Raw genomic sequence first — 17,755 nt, forward strand, 5'->3', positions numbered from 1 at the left:
ATTAAGCGGCGGCTGTGGCAGGCCCGGCCACGCTGGCCTGGGCGAATACGTTGACGCCGGTCACGTCGGTATAGACACGCACGTCGTGCGAGCCTTCGGGTAGCAGTTCGGCCATCAGCGGTTCATCGCGATAGACGAGATACCACTCCAGCACGTGTTCCATCACAAAGCGCATCGGGTTGTTGCCGTGCACGTTGGTCGCAAGAATGGCGCCGCCCGGCTGCGTACGCGCTGCAAAGTAGGAGAGCAGGCGCTGGCAGACCTTGTTGGACAGATAGTCGAACAGGCCGGCGCAGTACACCGCATCGCAATCTCCGGCTTGCGGGCTGTCGGCCGTGATGCGGCGCTTGAGCAGTTGATGCACCGACTCGTGCAAGAAATCGACGGTGACGGTCTTGCGCGCGCGATCCATCGCGCGGCGCATCTGCTCGCGGGTGTAGTCGAGCGTCTCTTCGCTGAAGTCCACCAGCTCGAATGACAGCAACGAGGGTTCCGGATGCTGCTGAATGAAGCGCTGAATTTCCACCGCCGGCCCGCAGCCAACGTTGAGCACCTTGAACGTCCGGCCCGCCGCCTTGGCTTGCGCGGCAAGGTCGCTCAGATACTGCACAAGAATGTCGATGCGGTTGCGGTGCGCCTCTGCCACGTCGGTGCGCAGGAAGGCGGCGTTGACGATCTGGAAGTACGTGTTGGGCCCTTCGCGCGGGTCGGAGAGGATCTGGTTGACCATCTCGTAATCGCCCGCGTAGCCCAGCGGCTTGGTGTACGTGCGATAGATGAACGGCGCGCGCAACAGCAGCGGATGCAGTGCGGCTTGCGCGAACGTGCGGTGCGCAGGTGCAAGCTCCGCCTCGACCTTGCTCGCCTCCGACTCCAGCCCATCCATGTAACCCTTGAGCTTGAGCATGATCGGCTCAGCCAGCTCCTGGAAGACATCCATGCGCAGCTTGTTGTCTTCGCGCGGCAATGTCTTCGACAGATCCACCTGTTCTACCCAGCGTGACACTTCGGCCAGGAACGCCCGCATCTCATTGACGACGATCTGATAGTCGCGATGGATGCGGAAGCGTTCCTGCCATTCCTGCACGAACGTTCGCGCTTCTTCGCCCACGGAGGCGGGCGTGTCGGCCACTTCCGACAGCTCGCGCCATTCGTCGATCAGCGTGAGCGAGACGACGGCGGTCAGGCCCGTGTTCACCAGGCTGATCACCACCGCCTTGCCAAGATAGGCTTGCCGCGTTCCCATCTTGATCGCGAGTTCGGACAGCACCTCGCTCACCTGCACGATCGAGTACGGGTTGTAGATCTCCATCACCAGGGCACGCCGCTGCAGCGTGATGATGGTGCCGCGGACCTGCTGACCCTGTGAGTTGCGGAAGCTGACCGCGGGATCGATTTGGTTGGGTGAGTACACGGTGCGAATTTGCCGGAGACTTCAGGGAAAACGTCTGCCAAGCGGGACGCTCACTCCAACAACCGCGCACCCGGGATCGCACTGCGAATCCGGGCGCCGCGAATACGACGCGCCCCGCCGACACTGCCGGGCATGCCGCCGCATCAGTCGTGAAAGCGTGCTTGAAGCCGTCCGCTGGCCGTGCGCGATACGCGCCAGCCCGGGCGTCTCTCGCCCAAACCCGCTCCGAGAAGATCGGGGAAGATGGCCGACTGCAGCCGGCGCCTTCAGTACTGCTACCGAGGCACCTCTACTGCCCGCCGATCAACAGCGTGCAACGGGAATCGTGCAACCGTGAACCATGACCAGATTGGAACGATGCACTCCCCTGACATCCGTAACGCGCGCTGCTTGAACGCGCGGCTCGCTGCTGCATCCCAAATCGTCTCTCAAGGAGAATCCCGCACAGTAATGAACTCGGGGTGCCGCTTTGAATGTTGCGTGCCGGCACCCTCGTTCGCCATGATGCCGCAGCTATGCCACGCATGCATCAGGGCGATTCAGCCGGGCCACGCTCTGACGTCATGGCTGCCGAATGATGCAATCGATTGTACTTGCCGAATGTGACCCACACAATGTGGAAACCCGCAGGGCAGAGCAAAGCGGAAACACCGCCTCAGCGTGATTTGCGGCCGGTGAGCGCGTCCGGATCCTGCTTGTAGTTGGTGAGGAATTGGGTGTAGCTGTAGACCTGTGCCGGCAGCAGATGGCTCGGCATGTCGAACAGCGCGTAGTAGTACGGCTCTCGCCCCTGACACACCTCTGCAGGCAGGCAATATTGTTCCCACTCCACACACGCTGGGGTGTACATGCCATCGCCAGGCCAGAAGAACGGGACGATCTGCTTGTCGTGCAGGCCCTTGAGCAGCGCATCGGGCGCGTTGTACGCCTCGGCGTTTTCCAGGTGCGTGAGCATGCTCGCATTGGTCTCGATGACCATGAGCGTGGCGCGCCCGTCGGCCGTGAGCAGCAGCACGCCGGCGGGGTGCGGATACAAGTAGTACTCGATGAAACGGTAGCGCGTGGACAACTCGCGCACGAGCCGTGTGATCGCGGGGTCGGACAGAAAACTGAACGAGTGGCGTGACAGCAGATCGCGCAGTGTGCTCGACAGGTTGCTGAAGTAGCGCACCTGCAATGCCTCGATTTCCGCGCTGAGCCGCTCGGCCATCGCCGGATTGTCTTTCTTGATGTAGCGGTCGATCAGGCCGTCGTTGAAACCCTGCACGGCGATGTTCTCGTCGGCCATGCCCGTGAGCAGGATCGTCATGCACGGCAGATCTTTGAGCTTGGCGCAGAACTCCAGCCCGTTCATGCGCGGCATGGAGTAATCCACCACGATGACTGAGGGCTGCAGAAAACGATTGACCTCGTGGATCTGGCGGTAGACGCGGTCGACGTCAAGCTGGATGGTGCGGCGCTCGGTGGAGAACGTCAGGTCATCGTGCGTGACGCGCACCGGCAGGAAACCCGGCATGCGAAGCGAATGCCACTGGCGCAGCCACGCCAGCGCCTCTTCCGGATCATTGAAGGCCAACAGCGCGCGCGATGGGTCCATCTGGAACCCAAGGCTTTCCACGAACGATTGGCTGTCGTCGACCACCACTGTCAGGGTAGGGTGGAAATAGACCGGCAGGGCGCTGTCCTGTTGCATACGTCGGGAGGAATCGGAAGAGGGCAGGGTGCAGCGCACGGCCGGTGTGGCCGACGCTGCCCGTTTGCACTACGTTACTGCCTGCCGCCACCGGGGGCAAGGGGAACCCGTCGGACCTGACGACCCGTTGACGGCCGTCAGTGTCCTGCCTTACTCGACAGATTTGACCATGTCTTCGACAACCTTCTTGGCGTCGCCAAACACCATCATGGTCTTGTCCATGTAGAACAGCTCGTTATCGAGTCCGGCGTAGCCGGCGTTCATCGAGCGTTTGTTCACGATGATGGTCTTGGCCTTGTAAGCCTCCAGGATCGGCATGCCCGCAATGGGCGACTTCGGGTCGTTCTTGGCGGCCGGGTTGACCACGTCGTTGGCGCCCAACACCAGCACCACGTCGGCCTGGCCGAACTCACCGTTGATGTCTTCCATTTCAAACACCTGGTCGTACGGCACTTCGGCTTCGGCCAGCAGCACGTTCATGTGGCCCGGCATGCGGCCTGCGACCGGGTGGATTGCGTATTTGACCGTCACGCCCTTGTCCGACAGCTTCTCGGTCAGCTCCTTCAGGGCGTGCTGTGCGCGCGCCACCGCCAAGCCATAGCCGGGGACGATGATGACCGTCTCGGCGTTGCCCATGAGGAAGGCCGCATCGTCCGGCGAGCCCGATTTGACCGGGCGCTGCTGCCCCGCGCCACCCGCGGCTGCTCCGGCGGAAGCCTCCGAACCGAAGCCGCCCAGGATCACGTTGAAGAACGACCGGTTCATCGCCTTGCACATGATGTAAGACAGAATTGCACCGGATGAACCCACCAGCGAGCCTGCAATGATCAGCATCGGGTTGTTGAGCGAGAAACCGATGCCCGCCGCCGCCCAGCCCGAATACGAGTTCAGCATCGACACCACCACCGGCATGTCGGCGCCGCCGATGGGGATGATGATCAGCACGCCCAGCACAAAGGCGATGGCCGTCATGATGACGAACGGCAGCCAGCTCTGGCTCAGGAAGAACAGGATGCCGAAGCCCAGCATGGCCACCGCCAGCAGCAAGTTCAGCATGTGCTGGCCGGCAAACTGCACCGGCGCGCCCTGGAACAGGCGGAACTTGTACTTGCCCGACAGCTTGCCGAACGCGATCACCGAACCGGAGAACGTGATGGCGCCGACGAACGTGCCAATGAACAGTTCCACGCGGTTGCCCAGCGGCAGCACGTTGTCACCAGCCATCGTGATGCCGAACGCCGACGGCTCGGCCACGGCGGCCACGGCAATGCACACCGCCGCCAGACCGATCAGCGAGTGCATGGCCGCCACCAGCTCGGGCATCTTGGTCATTTCGACCGTGCGTGCCACATAGGCGCCGATGCCGCCGCCAACCACCAGGCCCGCGAAGATCAGGATGAAACCCGTGGATGTGCCGCTCTCGGTGCCGGCGAACATCTCGGCCTTGAGCTTGTAGATGAGCGCGATGGTCGTGACGGCGGCGATCGCCATGCCCGTCATGCCGAACGCGTTGCCGCGCCGCGCCGTGGTCGGGTGCGAAAGCCCCTTGAGCGCTTGGATAAAGCACACCGACGCCAGCAAGTACAGCAGGGTGACGAGGTTCATGCTCATTGCTTGGCTCCCTCGGACTGTCCGCCCTTGGCCTTCGGCTCTTTTTTCTTGAACATCTCCAGCATGCGCTGGGTGACCAGGAAGCCGCCAAACACGTTGACCGCTGCCAGTGCCACCGCCACCACGCCCATCGTGCGACCCAGGCCGGTCTGCGTCAGGCCGGCTGCCAGCATGGCGCCGACGATGATGATGGCCGAAATGGCATTCGTCACAGCCATCAACGGCGTATGCAGCGCCGGCGTGACCGTCCAAACCACGTGGTAGCCGACGTAGATCGCCAGCACGAAGATGATCAGGTTGATCACCGTGTGATTGACCAGCTCCATGAGTGCTCCTCCTCGCTTCTTGGTCGATGTGCGAAGCGGCCCTGTCATGCAGACATGGGCCGCGTGGCGCGTCAGGTTTCCTTGATGGCCTTGATCTTGTTGCCCTCGCCCAGCAGCACGACCTTGGGCTTGTAGCTGGCGACTTCCTCTTCGTTCATCGGCGCGTAGGTGCAGATGATCAGCAGGTCGCCCACGTGAGCGCGGCGCGCAGCAGCACCGTTGAGCGAGATTTCGCCCGAACCGCGCTTGCCCTTGATGATGTAGGTCGAAAAGCGCTCGCCGTTGTTGACGTTGTACAGCTCGATCTTTTCGTATTCGCGCATGTCGGCGGCGTCGAGGAGGTCCTCGTCGATGCCGCAGGAGCCTTCGTAGTCAAGATCGGCCTGGGTGACCGTCGCGCGGTGCAGCTTGGCGCGAAGCATGTTGCGTTGCATGAAGCTTTCCTTGAAACAAAAATGAAATCGCCACTGGCGACCAGGCCGGGTTTCGCTTCCGGCCGGGCCGCCGTCTCCGTTCTTATTTGGCGGCGCTCGTGGCTGCGGGAGCGCGCACCACCTGGCCGGCCTGACTGAGCAGGCAGGCGGCCACGATGTCGTCTTCGCGGTTGATGTTCAGGCCGCCATCCTTGTCGATGATCAGCTTGAGGAAATCGAGCACGTTGCGGGCGTAGAGGGCAGAGGCGTCGGCCGCCACCATCGACGCGAGGTTGGTGTAGCCCACCAGCGTGACGCCGTGTTTGACGACCACGCGGTCGGCTTCGGTCAGCGGGCAGTTGCCGCCTTGCGCCGCTGCCAGGTCGACAACGACCGAGCCTGGCTTCATTGCCTGCACGGTGGCTTCGGACAGCAGCGTCGGCGCGCGGCGGCCAGGGATCAGCGCCGTGGTGATGACGATGTCGGCCTGGGTTGCGCGCGTATGCACGAGTTCAGCCTGGCGGCGCATCCAGTCGGGCGGCATGGGGCGGGCATAGCCGCCCACGCCCTGCGCGATCTCGCGCTCTTCGTCCGTCAGGAACGGCACGTCGAGGAACTTGGCCCCCAGCGATTCGATCTGCTCCTTCACGGCCGGTCGCACATCGGACGCCTCAATGACAGCACCGAGGCGCTTGGCCGTGGCGATGGCCTGCAGGCCGGCCACACCGGCGCCAAGGATCAGCACGCGCGCGGCTTTTACGGTGCCGGCTGCAGTCATCAGCATCGGCATGAAGCGCTGGTAATGGTTGGCCGCCACCATCACGGCCTTGTAGCCGGCGATGTTGGCCTGCGAGGAGAGCACGTCCATGCTCTGCGCACGCGTGGTGCGCGGCGCGGCTTCCAGCGCAAACGCGGTGACGTTGGCGGCGGCGAGGCGGGCCGTATTTTCGTCATCAAAGGGGTTGAGTATGCCGACAAGTACCGCGCCCGGCTGCATCTGCGCCAGTTCCGCCGCTTCGGGTGAGCGCACCTTCAGCACGATCTGCGCGCCAAGCGCCTCGGCGGCGGTGCCGATCTTGGCGCCGGCCGCCACGTAGGCGTCGTCAGGCTGGGCAGCGGCGACGCCGGCACCCGATTGCACCGTCACCTGATGGCCAAGCGCCACGTACTTTTTCACCGTTTCCGGGGTCGCGGCAACGCGCGTCTCGTCCGCCCGCGTCTCCTGCGGGATGCCGATGTGCATCGTGTTCTCTCCTCGCTGATTATGTTTAGGATGCGCGCGAAGTGAACGAAGGCGCGCTGGATCAGGATCGACGTGCAGCTTACCCGAACTTTTTGGCGCACGGACGCTCGTCGAATGGCATGTCGAATATCCGAACCCACACGGAATGCGGGCCGATCCTGCGCAAACGTGTGCTCAATTGCTCACAACGGCGGCGCGCGGCGATATACGTCTGCTCCAACGCGCTGGGCAAGCGTGGAGGGCAGCCTCCAGCTACAATAACGCCTTGTTTTTGTTGCCTTTTTGCCATGAACCAAGCTGTCCGCTGGAAACCCAGCGTTACCGTTGCCGCCGTCATTGAACAAGATGGGCGCTTTCTGCTGGTTGAGGAGCACACCGATGTGGGCTTGCGCCTGAACCAGCCCGCCGGCCATCTCGACCCAGACGAAAGCCTGGTCGACGCCGTCGCGCGTGAGGCAATGGAAGAAACCGCGTACAGCTTTGTGCCGACCGCCTTCCTGGGCTGCTACATGGCGCAGTTCCAACCGCCGCAGGGGGATCCGATCACCTATGTGCGGATGGCATTTACCGGCGAGCTCGGCCCCCAAGACCCTCGCCGCGCCCTGGACGACGGCATCGTCCGCACCGTGTGGATGACACCGGATGAAATCCGCGCCAGCCGCGAGCGCCATCGCAGCCCGTTGCTGCTCGCCTGCGTCGAAGATTACTTGGCCGGCAAGCGCTATCCGCTAGACGTCATCCATACGCACGCCAGTGTGTACGGGCTCGGAGCGCAGCCATGAGCAAGAAGCGCATCGTCGTTGGGATGTCCGGCGGGGTGGATTCGTCCGTGACCGCGTGGCTGCTTAAACAGCAGGGCTACGACGTCGTCGGCCTGTTCATGAAGAACTGGGAAGACGATGACGACAGCGAATACTGCTCGACCCGGCAGGATTGGATCGACGTGGTATCGGTGGCCGACCTGATCGGCGTGGATGTCGAAGCCGTCAACTTTGCCGCCGAGTACAAGGACCGCGTCTTTGCGGACTTCCTGCGCGAATATTCGGCCGGACGCACGCCTAATCCCGACGTGCTTTGCAACGCCGAGATCAAGTTCAAAGCCTTCCTCGATCACGCGATGGCCCTGGGCGCCGACACGATCGCGACCGGACACTACGCCCGCGTGCGCGAGGTCGATGGTCGCTTTGAGCTGCTCAAGGCGTTCGATCACACGAAAGACCAAAGCTATTTCCTGCACCGGCTGAACCAGGCGCAGCTCTCGCGCACGCTCTTCCCACTGGGCGAGATGCCGAAGACGAAGGTGCGTGAGATCGCCGCCGAGATCGGCCTGCCGAACGCTAAGAAAAAAGATTCCACCGGCATCTGCTTCATTGGCGAGCGGCCTTTCCGCGATTTCCTCAACCGCTACCTGCCGACCAAGCCCGGCCCGATCAAGACGCCCGACGGCAAGACCATCGGCGAGCACATCGGCTTGGCGTTCTACACGCTGGGGCAGCGCAAGGGCATCGGCATCGGCGGCAGCCGCGACGGCAACGGCGATGCCTGGTACGTCGCACGCAAGGACATGGCGGCCAATACGCTGTACGTGGTGCAGGGCCACGATCACCCGTGGCTGCTGGCGCATACCGTGCACGCCGATGATCTGAGCTGGGTGGCCGGCCACGCGCCCACCGAAGGCGCCCACCTTGGCGCCAAGACGCGTTACCGCCAGGCGGATGCGCCTTGCACGGTCGCACGCGCGGCAAATGGCGCGCTCACGCTGACCTTCCCCGAAGCGCAGTGGGCTGTCACGCCGGGCCAATCCGCGGTGTTGTACGACGGTGAAATCTGCCTGGGCGGCGGCATTATTTCTGCGGCTGAGCCGGCGATCGTCGAAAAGGCGGTCGCCTGAGCGGTTTTCGCAACACTGCGTTGTGCCGGCTGCGGCTGTTGCAGCACTCGTTTAAGCTTGCGCCCTGATTTGTCTCCACACAGGGTTGGTCATGCTGCCACGTCGCTACTGGGCCTTCGCGGGCGTTGTGCTGTTGTTTGCCGTCACCGCCGGGTTTGCGATAGCGGGGCGTCTGCATTGGGTGTGCGCGGTCATTCCGGGCATGTTCGTCATCCTGGGCGTGCACGACATCACGCAGACGCGCCATTCGGTGCTGCGCAACTACCCGCTCTGGGGCCATTTCCGTTTCCTCTTTGAATTCATTCGCCCGGAAATCCGCCAGTACTTCGTTGAAGACGACACGGATGAAAAGCCGTTCTCGCGCGCCCAGCGCAGCATCGTTTATCAGCGCGCCAAGGGCGAAGTCGATAGCCGCCCATTCGGCACCGAAGTTGATGTGAAGGTGCCGGGGCACGAGTGGATCGGCCACTCGCTGGCGCCCACGCGCATTGCCTCGTCAGATTTTCGCGTGATGGTGGGCGAGGGCCGCGCCAAGCCGTATTCGATGTCGGTGTTCAACATCTCGGCGATGAGCTTCGGGGCGCTGTCGGGCAATGCCATTCGCGCGCTCAACCGTGGTGCGAAGCTCGGCAACTTCATCCATGACACGGGCGAGGGATCGATTTCGCCGTACCACCGCGAAGAGGGCGGAGACCTGATCTGGGAAGTGGCGTCAGGCTACTTCGGTTGCCGCGACGCGAACGGCCGCTTCGATCCGGACCGCTTTGCCGAACAGGCGCGCAGCCCGCAGGTAAAGATGATTGAAGTGAAGCTGTCGCAGGGTGCCAAGCCAGGGCACGGCGGCGTATTGCCTGCCGCCAAGGTGACGCCCGAGATTGCCGCCACGCGCGGCATTCAGATCGGCAAGGATTGTATTTCGCCAGCCGCGCATTCGGAGTTCAGCACGCCGCTGGGGTTGCTGCAGTTTGTGGACCGGTTGCGCACGCTATCCGGTGGCAAGCCGACCGGCTTCAAGCTGTGTATCGGGCATCCGTGGGAGTTCTTCGGCATCGTCAAGGCGATGCTGGACTCAGGCATCCTGCCGGACTTCATCGTTGTCGACGGCGCGGAGGGCGGCACGGGTGCGGCACCGCTCGAATTTACGGACCACGTCGGCACGCCGCTCCAGGAAGGGCTGCTGCTGGTGCACAACACGCTGGTCGGCACCAACCTGCGCGACAAGATCAAGATTGGCGCCTCAGGCAAGATCGTCACGGCGTTCGACGTCGCCCGCACGCTGGCAATGGGCGCCGATTGGTGCAATGCTGCGCGCGGCTTCATGTTTGCGCTGGGCTGCATCCAGGCACAGAAGTGCCACACCGATCGCTGCCCGACCGGGGTGGCGACACAAGACCCGTCTCGGCAGAAGGCACTCGTGGTGCCCGACAAGGCCGAGCGCGTGCATCAATATCACGCGCACACGCTGCATGCGCTGCTGGAACTGACGCAGGCGGCCGGCCTGCAGCATCCGGCGGATTTCCGCGCGCACCACATCGTGCGGCGCGTGTCGGGCAACGAGGTGCAGTTGCTCTCCGCGCTGCTCAAGTACCTGGAACCCGGCGATCTGCTGGCCGGGCGGTACCGTTACCAGCTGTATGAGCGCTACTGGCCGATGGCCCAGGCCGAACGGTTTGATCCGGTGGCCGTGTAACGCTCGCGAACTTCCATCGATTACTGCGGCTGGGTTTCCATGAAACTCGGCCGCTTCTCAATGCGCGTGTAGAACGAAGCGAGATTGGCGTGACGTTCGCGCCAGTCGATCTGTGGCTGGCGGAAATCCAGGTAGGCAAGCGCGCAGCCGACGGCGATGTCGGCCAGTGTCAGGTGGTTGCCGTTGCACCAAGTCTTGTCGGCCAAGCCTTGCGACATGGCTTGCAGCGCCTGGTCAATCTTGTGAGTCTGGCGGGCGAGCCATGTTTCGCTGCGTTGTTCCGGCGTGCGCTGCGTATGTTCGATGCGCAGCATGAGCGCGGCGTCGAGCAGGCCGTCGGCCAGCGCCTCCCAGCAGCGCACTTCCACGCGTTCCCGGCTCGAAGGCGGAATGAGGCGCGCCACCGGCGACAGCGTGTCGGCATATTCCGCGATGACGCGCGAGTCGAATAGGGCGCCGCCGTCGTCCATCACCAGGCAGGGCACCTTGCCCAGCGGGTTGAACTGGTGGATTTGCGTACTTGCGCTCCACACGTCTTCCAGCACGAACTGGTAGTCGATTTTCTTTTCAGCCAGGACGACGCGCACCTTGCGGGTGTACGGGCTGGCGTGCGATCCGATCAGTTTCATAGGCATGTCATGTTGGAGGCGGAAGTATAGCTGCGCACTTTCCCGAGTGCGCTGCGCGGCGCCTGAACCCAACTCAACCAAACGGAGGCTTGCTTTAGGCCGGATTGGCCGTGAAAGACAGGTGCCGGGTGGTAAAATCGCGGGCTCGCTTGGGTGCGCGTATGCACCTTGGTTCAACGCGCAACGCCGCGTCCGGGTTGTCCGGATTGAGATTCCCTTCACATTTTTCCCCGCCTGCCATGTCGTCGCTTTCTGCCCTGACCGCTCTGTCTCCCATCGATGGCCGCTACGCTGCCAAGGCCGATCCGCTGCGCGAGTGGCTGTCGGAAGCCGCTTTCATGCGCAATCGCGTGAAGGTGGAGGTGCATTGGCTGATCGCCCTGTCGCAGGCCGGGCTGGCCGAGATTCCGCGTTTCTCCGCTGCTGCCGAGGGCGCGTTGCTGGCGCTGGTCGAGAACTTTGCCGAGGCAGACGCCGCCCGGATCAAAGAGATCGAAGCCGTCACCAATCATGACGTGAAGGCCGTCGAATACTGGATGAAGGAGCGCGTGAAGGGCAACGCCGAGCTGGAAGCCGCCAGCGAGTTCATCCACTTCGCCTGCACGTCGGAAGATATCAACAACACCTCGCACGGGATGATGCTCAAGGGCGCGCGCGACACCGTGATCGTGCCGACGCTGCGCCGCGTGCAGGCTCGCCTGGTGGAACTTGCTCACGCCAACGCAGACGTGCCGATGCTGTCGCGCACGCACGGCCAGCCGGCAAGCCCGACTACGCTGGGCAAGGAAATGGCCAACGTGGCCGCCCGCCTGGACCGCGCCATTCGCCGCATCGAAGCCGTTGAACTGCTGGGCAAGATGAACGGTGCCGTGGGCAACTACAACGCGCACCTGTCGGCATATCCGTCGCTGGACTGGGAGGCCTTCTCGAAGAACGTGATCGAGACGCGCCTGGGCCTCACGTTCAACCCGTACACCATCCAGATCGAACCGCACGACTACATGGCCGAACTGTTCGACGCCGTGGCGCGCGCCAACACGATCATCCTGGATCTGGACCGCGACGTCTGGGGCTATATCTCGCAGGGTTACTTCAAGCAGAAGACCAAGGCCGGCGAGATCGGCTCGTCGACCATGCCGCACAAGGTCAACCCGATCGATTTCGAAAATTCCGAAGGCAATGTCGGCCTGGCAAACGCGGTGCTGCGCCACCTGTCGGAAAAGCTGCCTGTGTCGCGCTGGCAGCGCGACCTGACGGATTCGACCGTGCTGCGCAATATTGGCGTGGCGTTTGGCTACAGCCTGCTGGCCTACGACGCTTGCCTGCGCGGCCTTGGCAAGCTGGAAACCAACCCGGCCCGACTGGCCGAAGACCTGGATGCTTGCTGGGAAGTGCTGGCCGAGCCCGTGCAGACCGTGATGCGCCGCTATGGCATCGCTAATCCGTACGAGCAACTGAAGGAACTGACGCGCGGCAAGGGTATCTCCCGCGAAGCGTTGCGTGAATTCATCGGCACGCTGGCGATTCCCGAAGACGCCCGCAAGCTGCTGCTGGACATGACGCCCGGCAGCTACATCGGCAAGGCAGAAGAACTGGCCCGCCGTATCGCCTGATTGTTGCAAAAATTTGGTGGTACCGTCTTAGGAACGGCCCGCTCTCGGATCAGAGGGCGGGCCGTTTTGTTTATTACGCTCCATAGAACAGTCTGCTGCACCATCTCTTAAAAGCTGCCTGATCAATCAAAAAATTTGAATCGCTTGGTGAACTTCGGGCTGCCTTGACCCGTCGGATCGCGCAAATAATGCACAATCGTTTGGCGCCGTGGTCATACCCACAGGCGCCGCCTACTGAGCGCTCCAAAACACCGAGGGAACCGATGTCACAAGCCGCCCACTCGAATTTCGCCACGCGCGGCGCCGCTGACCACGGCGCCTATGCCAAGCCCGCGATTGCGATGCACTGGATCATCGCGCTGTTGATCTTCGCGGCCTTCGGGCTCGGTCTGTACATGACCGATATCCCGGGCTTTACGCCGACCAAGCTGAAGTTGTTCTCGTATCACAAGTGGATCGGCATCACGGTGCTGATCTTTGCGGTGCTGCGCGTGCTGTGGCGCCTGACGCACCCGGCGCCGGGCCCCGTCCCCGGTCTGCCGAAATGGCAGCACGCCGCCGCCGAAGCCGCGCACCTCGGGCTCTATCTGCTGATCCTGGCGGTGCCGCTGACCGGCTATCTGCTGAGCGTCGCGGCCGGCGTGAAGGTTGTCTATCTTGGCCTGTGGGAACTGCCGATGCCGTTCGACAAGAGCGATGCGCTGAAAGACATCTTCAGCATGGCGCACGAATGGCTGAACTGGACCATGGCGGCCATCGTCGTGCTGCACATTCTGGCTGCGCTCAAGCACCACGTCGTCGATCGCGACGGCACGCTGCGCCGCATGGTGCCGTTCCTCCGCTGATTTCCCAGCGCGCTGGCGCACGGTGTGTGCCGGCGCCCTGCCTTTCCATCCTGACCAAGACTGCCGGCATGACCCGGCCTGACCGAAGGAGTCTGATGATGAAACGTTTTGTGCGCCCCCGCGCGATTGCCCTGGTTGCCGCCGGCGCGCTGTCGATCGCTGCCGTATCGGTATCGGCCATCGCCCAGGTGGATGCCGCCAAGAGCAGCGTCACCGCCACCGGCAAGCAGCTTGGCGTGCCGATGGATATCAAGTTCGGCAAGTTCGACGCCGCCGTCAATTACAACGCGGCCAATGTGGCTGCCTCGACGGCGAAGGTCGACATCGATGTGACGAGCGTTGACGTCGGCAGCAAGGAATACAACGACGAACTGAAGAAGAAGGACTGGTTCGACACCGCCAAGTATCCGAAGGCAACGTTCGTGTCGTCGGCGTTCAAGCCCGGCGCGGGCGGCAAGGTCGATGTGGTCGGCAAGCTGACCATCAAGGGCGTCACGCAGGACGTGACGGCACCCGTGACGTTCAAGCAGGAAGGTTCCAATCAGATTTTTGAAGGTGCGCTACCGGTCAAGCGCAACGTATTCAAGGTGGGTGATGGTGAGTGGAAGGACACGTCGGTCGTCTCGGACGACGTGACGATCAAGTTCCGCGTCGTCATCGCCAAGAAGTAATCGGAAGTCTCATCCCAACGTTTTTCCGGCCCTCGTGTGCCGCTTTTATTCCGCAGGAGTTCTCATGAAATTGCGTATCCTCGTTGCCGCCCTGTCCGCTGTTGCCGCCACCGCAGCCTTTGCTGCCCCTGCTACGTACCAGCTCGATCCGAGCCATACGTACCCGAGCTTTGAAGCCGACCACATGGGCGGTCTGTCGAAGTGGCGCGGCAAGTTCGAGAAATCCAGCGGCACCGTGACGCTGGATCGCGCAGCCAAGACCGGCAGCATTGACGTGACTGTGCAGACCGACAGCATCGACTTCGGTCTCGCCAAGATGAACGAGCACGCCAAGAGCGCCGAGATTTTCGACGTGGCCAAGTATCCGACCGCCACGTTCAAGGGCAACTTCACGAAATTCAAGGGCGACGTGCCGACCGAAGCCGAAGGCCAGTTGACGCTGCACGGCGTGACCAAGCCGGCCAAGCTGGAAATCGACGCGTTCAAGTGCATGCCGCATCCGATGCTCAAGCGTGAAGTCTGCGGCGCCGATGCCGAGATGAAGTTCAAGCGCGATGACTTCGGCGTCGACTACGGCAAGGCTTACGGTTTCAACATGGAAACCAAGCTGAAGATTCAGGTGGAAGGCATCAAGCAAGACACCAACGTCGCACAGCAGTAAGCCACGCGATCGCCACAGCCAAAGAAAAAGCCCCGCAATTGCGGGGCTTTTTTTGTTGCCCGAGGGATGAATCCTCGGGGCAGCGCGTAGCAGGGTCTTCAAACCTGTGCGCCAAAGTTCGGATCGTCTTCTTTCGGCCCACCGGCCTTCTTCTCAGACTTGACCAGGTCTTCGCGCTTGACGCCCAGCCACATGCACAGCGCAGCAGCCACAAACACCGACGAATAGATGCCGAACAGGATACCGATCGTCAGGGCCAGGGCGAAGTAGTGCAGCGTCGGGCCGCCGAACACCAGCATCGACACCACCATCATTTCGGTCGACCCGTGGGTGATGATCGTGCGCGAGATGGTGCTGGTAATCGCGTGATCGATCACCTCGTGCGTGTTCATCTTGCGGTACTTGCGGAACGCTTCGCGGATCCGGTCGAAAATCACCACGGATTCGTTGACCGAATAGCCCAGCACCGCCAGCACCCCCGCCAGCACCGACAGCGAGAACTCCCACTGGAAAAATGCGAAGAAGCCCAGGATGATCACGACGTCGTGCAGGTTGGCGATCACGCCCGCCACGGCAAACTTCCATTCGAAGCGGATCGACAGGTAGATCACGATGCCGATCACCACGAACAGCAGCGCCAGCAGGCCGTCTGTGGCGAGTTCCTTGCCGACCTGCGGGCCGACGAACTCAACGCGCTGCAGCTTGGCGTCAGGGTTGGCGGCGTTCAGGGCCGTCATCACCTGCTGGCTTTGCACGGCCGAAGCGATGGGCTTGCCATCCGGACCGGTCTTGAGCGGCAGGCGGATCATCACGTCGCGCGAGGTGCCGAAGTTCTGCACCTGCGCATCGGCATAGCCAAGCTTCTCAACGTCGCCGCGGATCTTCGGCAGATCGGCGGCCTGGGTGTAAGCGACTTCCATCACCGTACCGCCAGTGAACTCCACCGACAGGTGCAGGCCCTTGTGGAACAGGAAGAAGACAGCGGCGATAAACGTCAGGAACGACAGCGCGTTGAGAATCAACGCGTGCTTCATGAACGGAATGTCGCGGCGGATGCGGAAAAACTCCATGGTCTGCCCTTTGTGGCGACCGTCCCTTCGTGTCGGGGCGGTGCCGGTTTTATGCGAGATTCGTTGTGGGTGGCGTGATTACTTGGCGGGCGATTCCGTGTTCGTATTGCCCGGCTTCCACACCTGCCCGATGGCGACGCTCTGCAGCTTCTTCTTGCGGCCGTACCAGAGATTCACGAGACCGCGGTTGAAGAACACCGCCGAGAACATGGACGTGCCGATCCCCAGGCAGTGCACGATCGCGAAGCCGCGTACCGGGCCCGAACCAAAGGCGATCAGCGCCAGACCGGCGATGAGCGTCGTCACGTTCGAATCGAGGATGGTCGCCCAGGCACGGTCAAAGCCGGCCGCGATGGCCATCTGTGCCGACGCGCCGCTGCGCAACTCTTCACGCACGCGCTCGTTGATCAGCACGTTCGCGTCAATGGCCATACCGAGCGCCAGCGCGATAGCTGCAATACCGGGCAACGTGAGCGTGGCCTGCAGCATCGAGAGCAGTGCAATCAGCAGGAACACGTTGACGCCCAGGGCCGCCACCGAGAACGCGCCGAACAGCATGTAGTACAGCACCATGAACACCGAGATGGCGAGGAAGCCGTACAGCGCCGAATCGAAACCCTTCTTGATGTTGTCGGCACCCAGCGACGGGCCGATGGTGCGCTCTTCGATGATTTCCATCGGCGCGGCCAGCGAGCCTGCACGCAGCAGCAGCGCCAGGTCGGATGCCGCCTCAGTCGAGCCCATGCCGGTGATCTGGAAACGCGAACCCAGTTCGGACTGGATGGTCGCCACCGTCAGCACTTCGCCCTTGCCCTTTTCAAAGAGCACGATGCCCATGCGCTTGCCGATGTTGTCACGCGAGACATCGCGCAGCATGCGGCCGCCCTGGCCGTCGAGCGTGATGTCGACCGACGAATTGTGGTTCTGATCGAAGCCGGCCGAAGCGCTCGTGATGCGGTCACCCGTGAAGATCACCTGCTTTTGCAGCAGCACCGGAGCGCTGCGGCCTTGCGTGAACAGTTCGTCGCCCAGCGGCACCGGATCGCCGGCACGCGGCACGAGCGGCGCGTTCGGATCTGCCAGGCGCGCTTCCAGCGTGGCGGTGCGGCCAATGATGTCCTTGGCCTTGGCCGTGTCCTGCACGCCGGGCAGTTGCACGACGATGCGGTCCGGACCCTGCTGCTGGATCACCGGTTCAGCCACGCCGAGTTCGTTCACCCGGTTGTGCAGCGTGACGATGTTCTGCTTGACCGCGTTGTCCTGCACTTCCTTCATCGCAGCGGCGGTGAAGGTACCGGTGAGTGTGGCGCCGTCGGCGCTCTTGTCCACGGTGTAGGCCAGTTCGCGGGTCGAGTCTGCCAGCAGCCCGCGAGCGCGGTCGGCGTCGTCCGGGGTGCTGAACTTGACCGTGATCGTGTTGTTGTTGCGGTCGATGCCGCTGTGGCGGATGCCCTTGTCGCGCAATTGCGTGCGGATGTCGCCGGCCAGCGAGTCGAGCTTCTTCGTCACGGCGCCGTTCATGTCGACCTGCAGCAGGAAGTGCACGCCACCGCGCAAATCCAGGCCGAGGAACATCGGCTTGGCGAAGAACGGTGCGCCGCTCAACCAGCGCGGCGAGCCTGGCAGCAGGTTCAGCGCCACGATGTAGGTCGGATCGGCTTGATCAGTGTTCAGGCCGCGAGCCAGGACGTCCTTGGCCTTGAGCTGCGTATCGGTGTCGGCAAAACGCACGCGCACGCTGGCGGAGGTGCCGTTGTTGTCGAAGAACACGCCGTTGGGCTGAATGCTGGCCGCGGCCAGCAGGCTTTCGACCTGCTTTTGCACGTTCAGGTCGACCTTGACGGTGGCCTTGCCAGAAGACACCTGCACAGCAGGCGCCTCACCGAAGAAATTCGGCAGCGTATAGAGGAACCCAATGGCAAGCGCCACCAGGATCACAATGTATTTCCAGAGCGGATAGCGATTCATCTTGGAATGCAGAGAGG

16 protein-coding genes are annotated in these 17,755 nt (G+C 62.7%); 7 read left to right on the forward strand and 9 right to left on the reverse strand.

Annotated features, from left to right (window positions below; translation table 11 throughout):
- Nucleotide 1: 1 nt before the first annotated feature.
- The 6 genes from phcB to BM136_RS14245 form a co-directional block, all read right to left on the reverse strand.
- Entirely contained in the window at nucleotides 2-1,414 is a 1,413-nt protein-coding gene (gene phcB / locus BM136_RS14220) for a class I SAM-dependent methyltransferase PhcB (RefSeq protein WP_092972451.1), read from the reverse strand.
- 655 nt (nucleotides 1,415-2,069) lie between these two features.
- Entirely contained in the window at nucleotides 2,070-3,107 is a 1,038-nt protein-coding gene (locus tag BM136_RS14225) for a response regulator (RefSeq protein WP_092972452.1), read from the reverse strand.
- 150 nt (nucleotides 3,108-3,257) lie between these two features.
- Nucleotides 3,258-4,718, reverse strand: a complete 1,461-nt coding sequence (locus tag BM136_RS14230) for an NAD(P)(+) transhydrogenase (Re/Si-specific) subunit beta (RefSeq protein WP_092972453.1) — start codon at nucleotides 4,716-4,718, stop codon at nucleotides 3,258-3,260.
- Complete coding sequence (locus BM136_RS14235) at nucleotides 4,715-5,044, reverse strand: NAD(P) transhydrogenase subunit alpha part 2 (protein WP_024979075.1); 330 nt, start codon at nucleotides 5,042-5,044, stop codon at nucleotides 4,715-4,717. The genes BM136_RS14230 and BM136_RS14235 overlap by 4 nt, the downstream gene beginning before the upstream one ends.
- 71 nt (nucleotides 5,045-5,115) lie before the next feature.
- Nucleotides 5,116-5,478: an aspartate 1-decarboxylase gene (panD, locus tag BM136_RS14240; protein WP_009241493.1), complete on the reverse strand. Its 363-nt coding sequence runs from the start codon at nucleotides 5,476-5,478 to the stop codon at nucleotides 5,116-5,118.
- Between the two features lie 82 nt (nucleotides 5,479-5,560).
- Nucleotides 5,561-6,700: a Re/Si-specific NAD(P)(+) transhydrogenase subunit alpha gene (locus tag BM136_RS14245; protein WP_092972454.1), complete on the reverse strand. Its 1,140-nt coding sequence runs from the start codon at nucleotides 6,698-6,700 to the stop codon at nucleotides 5,561-5,563.
- 287 nt (nucleotides 6,701-6,987) lie between these two features.
- On the opposite strand from BM136_RS14245, the gene BM136_RS14250 reads away from it, so the two are divergent.
- From BM136_RS14250 to BM136_RS14260, 3 genes are all read left to right on the forward strand, one after another.
- Nucleotides 6,988-7,482: an NUDIX hydrolase gene (locus BM136_RS14250; protein ID WP_092972455.1), complete on the forward strand. Its 495-nt coding sequence runs from the start codon at nucleotides 6,988-6,990 to the stop codon at nucleotides 7,480-7,482.
- On the forward strand, nucleotides 7,479-8,591 hold the full coding sequence (mnmA, locus tag BM136_RS14255) for a tRNA 2-thiouridine(34) synthase MnmA (RefSeq protein WP_092972456.1): 1,113 nt from the start codon (nucleotides 7,479-7,481) through the stop codon (nucleotides 8,589-8,591). The genes BM136_RS14250 and mnmA overlap by 4 nt, the downstream gene beginning before the upstream one ends.
- Nucleotides 8,592-8,682: 91 nt before the next feature.
- On the forward strand, nucleotides 8,683-10,281 hold the full coding sequence (locus tag BM136_RS14260; protein WP_092972457.1) for an FMN-binding glutamate synthase family protein: 1,599 nt from the start codon (nucleotides 8,683-8,685) through the stop codon (nucleotides 10,279-10,281).
- Nucleotides 10,282-10,301: 20 nt separating this feature from the next.
- On the opposite strand, the gene BM136_RS14265 is transcribed toward BM136_RS14260, so the two are convergent.
- Nucleotides 10,302-10,910: a glutathione S-transferase gene (locus BM136_RS14265; RefSeq protein ID WP_045202604.1), complete on the reverse strand. Its 609-nt coding sequence runs from the start codon at nucleotides 10,908-10,910 to the stop codon at nucleotides 10,302-10,304.
- Nucleotides 10,911-11,149: 239 nt separating this feature from the next.
- Between BM136_RS14265 and purB the strand changes: the two genes are divergently transcribed.
- From purB to BM136_RS14285, 4 genes are all read left to right on the forward strand, one after another.
- Complete coding sequence (gene purB / locus BM136_RS14270; RefSeq protein WP_092972458.1) at nucleotides 11,150-12,523, forward strand: adenylosuccinate lyase; 1,374 nt, start codon at nucleotides 11,150-11,152, stop codon at nucleotides 12,521-12,523.
- Between the two features lie 263 nt (nucleotides 12,524-12,786).
- Nucleotides 12,787-13,368 (forward strand): cytochrome b, encoded by a 582-nt coding sequence (locus BM136_RS14275; protein WP_092972459.1) that lies wholly within the window; start codon nucleotides 12,787-12,789, stop codon nucleotides 13,366-13,368.
- A 98-nt stretch (nucleotides 13,369-13,466) separates the two neighbouring features.
- The gene (locus tag BM136_RS14280) at nucleotides 13,467-14,039 is read left to right on the forward strand and encodes a YceI family protein (protein ID WP_092972994.1); all 573 of its coding nucleotides are present in this window, start codon (nucleotides 13,467-13,469) and stop codon (nucleotides 14,037-14,039) included.
- Between the two features lie 64 nt (nucleotides 14,040-14,103).
- A complete protein-coding gene (locus BM136_RS14285; protein ID WP_092972460.1) occupies nucleotides 14,104-14,700 on the forward strand; it encodes a YceI family protein in 597 nt (198 codons plus the stop codon).
- A 98-nt stretch (nucleotides 14,701-14,798) separates the two neighbouring features.
- On the opposite strand, the gene secF is transcribed toward BM136_RS14285, so the two are convergent.
- Nucleotides 14,799-15,770 (reverse strand): protein translocase subunit SecF, encoded by a 972-nt coding sequence (secF, locus tag BM136_RS14290; RefSeq protein WP_092972461.1) that lies wholly within the window; start codon nucleotides 15,768-15,770, stop codon nucleotides 14,799-14,801.
- 78 nt (nucleotides 15,771-15,848) lie between these two features.
- A complete protein-coding gene (gene secD, locus BM136_RS14295; RefSeq protein WP_092972462.1) occupies nucleotides 15,849-17,738 on the reverse strand; it encodes a protein translocase subunit SecD in 1,890 nt (629 codons plus the stop codon).
- Between the last annotated feature and the right edge of the window lie 17 nt (nucleotides 17,739-17,755).

It is taken from the genome of Ralstonia sp. NFACC01, assembly GCF_900115545.1.
Taxonomy (GTDB): Bacteria; Pseudomonadota; Gammaproteobacteria; order Burkholderiales; family Burkholderiaceae; genus Ralstonia; species Ralstonia mojiangensis.

Bases quoted from the DNA above. Each gene is read 5' to 3' on its own strand.
- BM136_RS14280 (WP_092972994.1), top strand. From the start codon at position 13,467: ATGAAACGTTTTGTGCGCCCCCGCGCGATTGCCCTGGTTGCCGCCGGC.
- BM136_RS14235 (WP_024979075.1), bottom strand. From the start codon at position 5,044: ATGGAGCTGGTCAATCACACGGTGATCAACCTGATCATCTTCGTGCTG.
- BM136_RS14245 (WP_092972454.1), bottom strand. From the start codon at position 6,700: ATGCACATCGGCATCCCGCAGGAGACGCGGGCGGACGAGACGCGCGTT.
- BM136_RS14250 (WP_092972455.1), top strand. From the start codon at position 6,988: ATGAACCAAGCTGTCCGCTGGAAACCCAGCGTTACCGTTGCCGCCGTC.
- BM136_RS14275 (WP_092972459.1), top strand. From the start codon at position 12,787: ATGTCACAAGCCGCCCACTCGAATTTCGCCACGCGCGGCGCCGCTGAC.
- purB (WP_092972458.1), top strand. From the start codon at position 11,150: ATGTCGTCGCTTTCTGCCCTGACCGCTCTGTCTCCCATCGATGGCCGC.
- BM136_RS14265 (WP_045202604.1), bottom strand. From the start codon at position 10,910: ATGAAACTGATCGGATCGCACGCCAGCCCGTACACCCGCAAGGTGCGC.
- mnmA (WP_092972456.1), top strand. From the start codon at position 7,479: ATGAGCAAGAAGCGCATCGTCGTTGGGATGTCCGGCGGGGTGGATTCG.
- BM136_RS14230 (WP_092972453.1), bottom strand. From the start codon at position 4,718: ATGAGCATGAACCTCGTCACCCTGCTGTACTTGCTGGCGTCGGTGTGC.
- BM136_RS14260 (WP_092972457.1), top strand. From the start codon at position 8,683: ATGCTGCCACGTCGCTACTGGGCCTTCGCGGGCGTTGTGCTGTTGTTT.
- BM136_RS14285 (WP_092972460.1), top strand. From the start codon at position 14,104: ATGAAATTGCGTATCCTCGTTGCCGCCCTGTCCGCTGTTGCCGCCACC.
- secD (WP_092972462.1), bottom strand. From the start codon at position 17,738: ATGAATCGCTATCCGCTCTGGAAATACATTGTGATCCTGGTGGCGCTT.
- BM136_RS14225 (WP_092972452.1), bottom strand. From the start codon at position 3,107: ATGCAACAGGACAGCGCCCTGCCGGTCTATTTCCACCCTACCCTGACA.
- panD (WP_009241493.1), bottom strand. From the start codon at position 5,478: ATGCAACGCAACATGCTTCGCGCCAAGCTGCACCGCGCGACGGTCACC.
- secF (WP_092972461.1), bottom strand. From the start codon at position 15,770: ATGGAGTTTTTCCGCATCCGCCGCGACATTCCGTTCATGAAGCACGCG.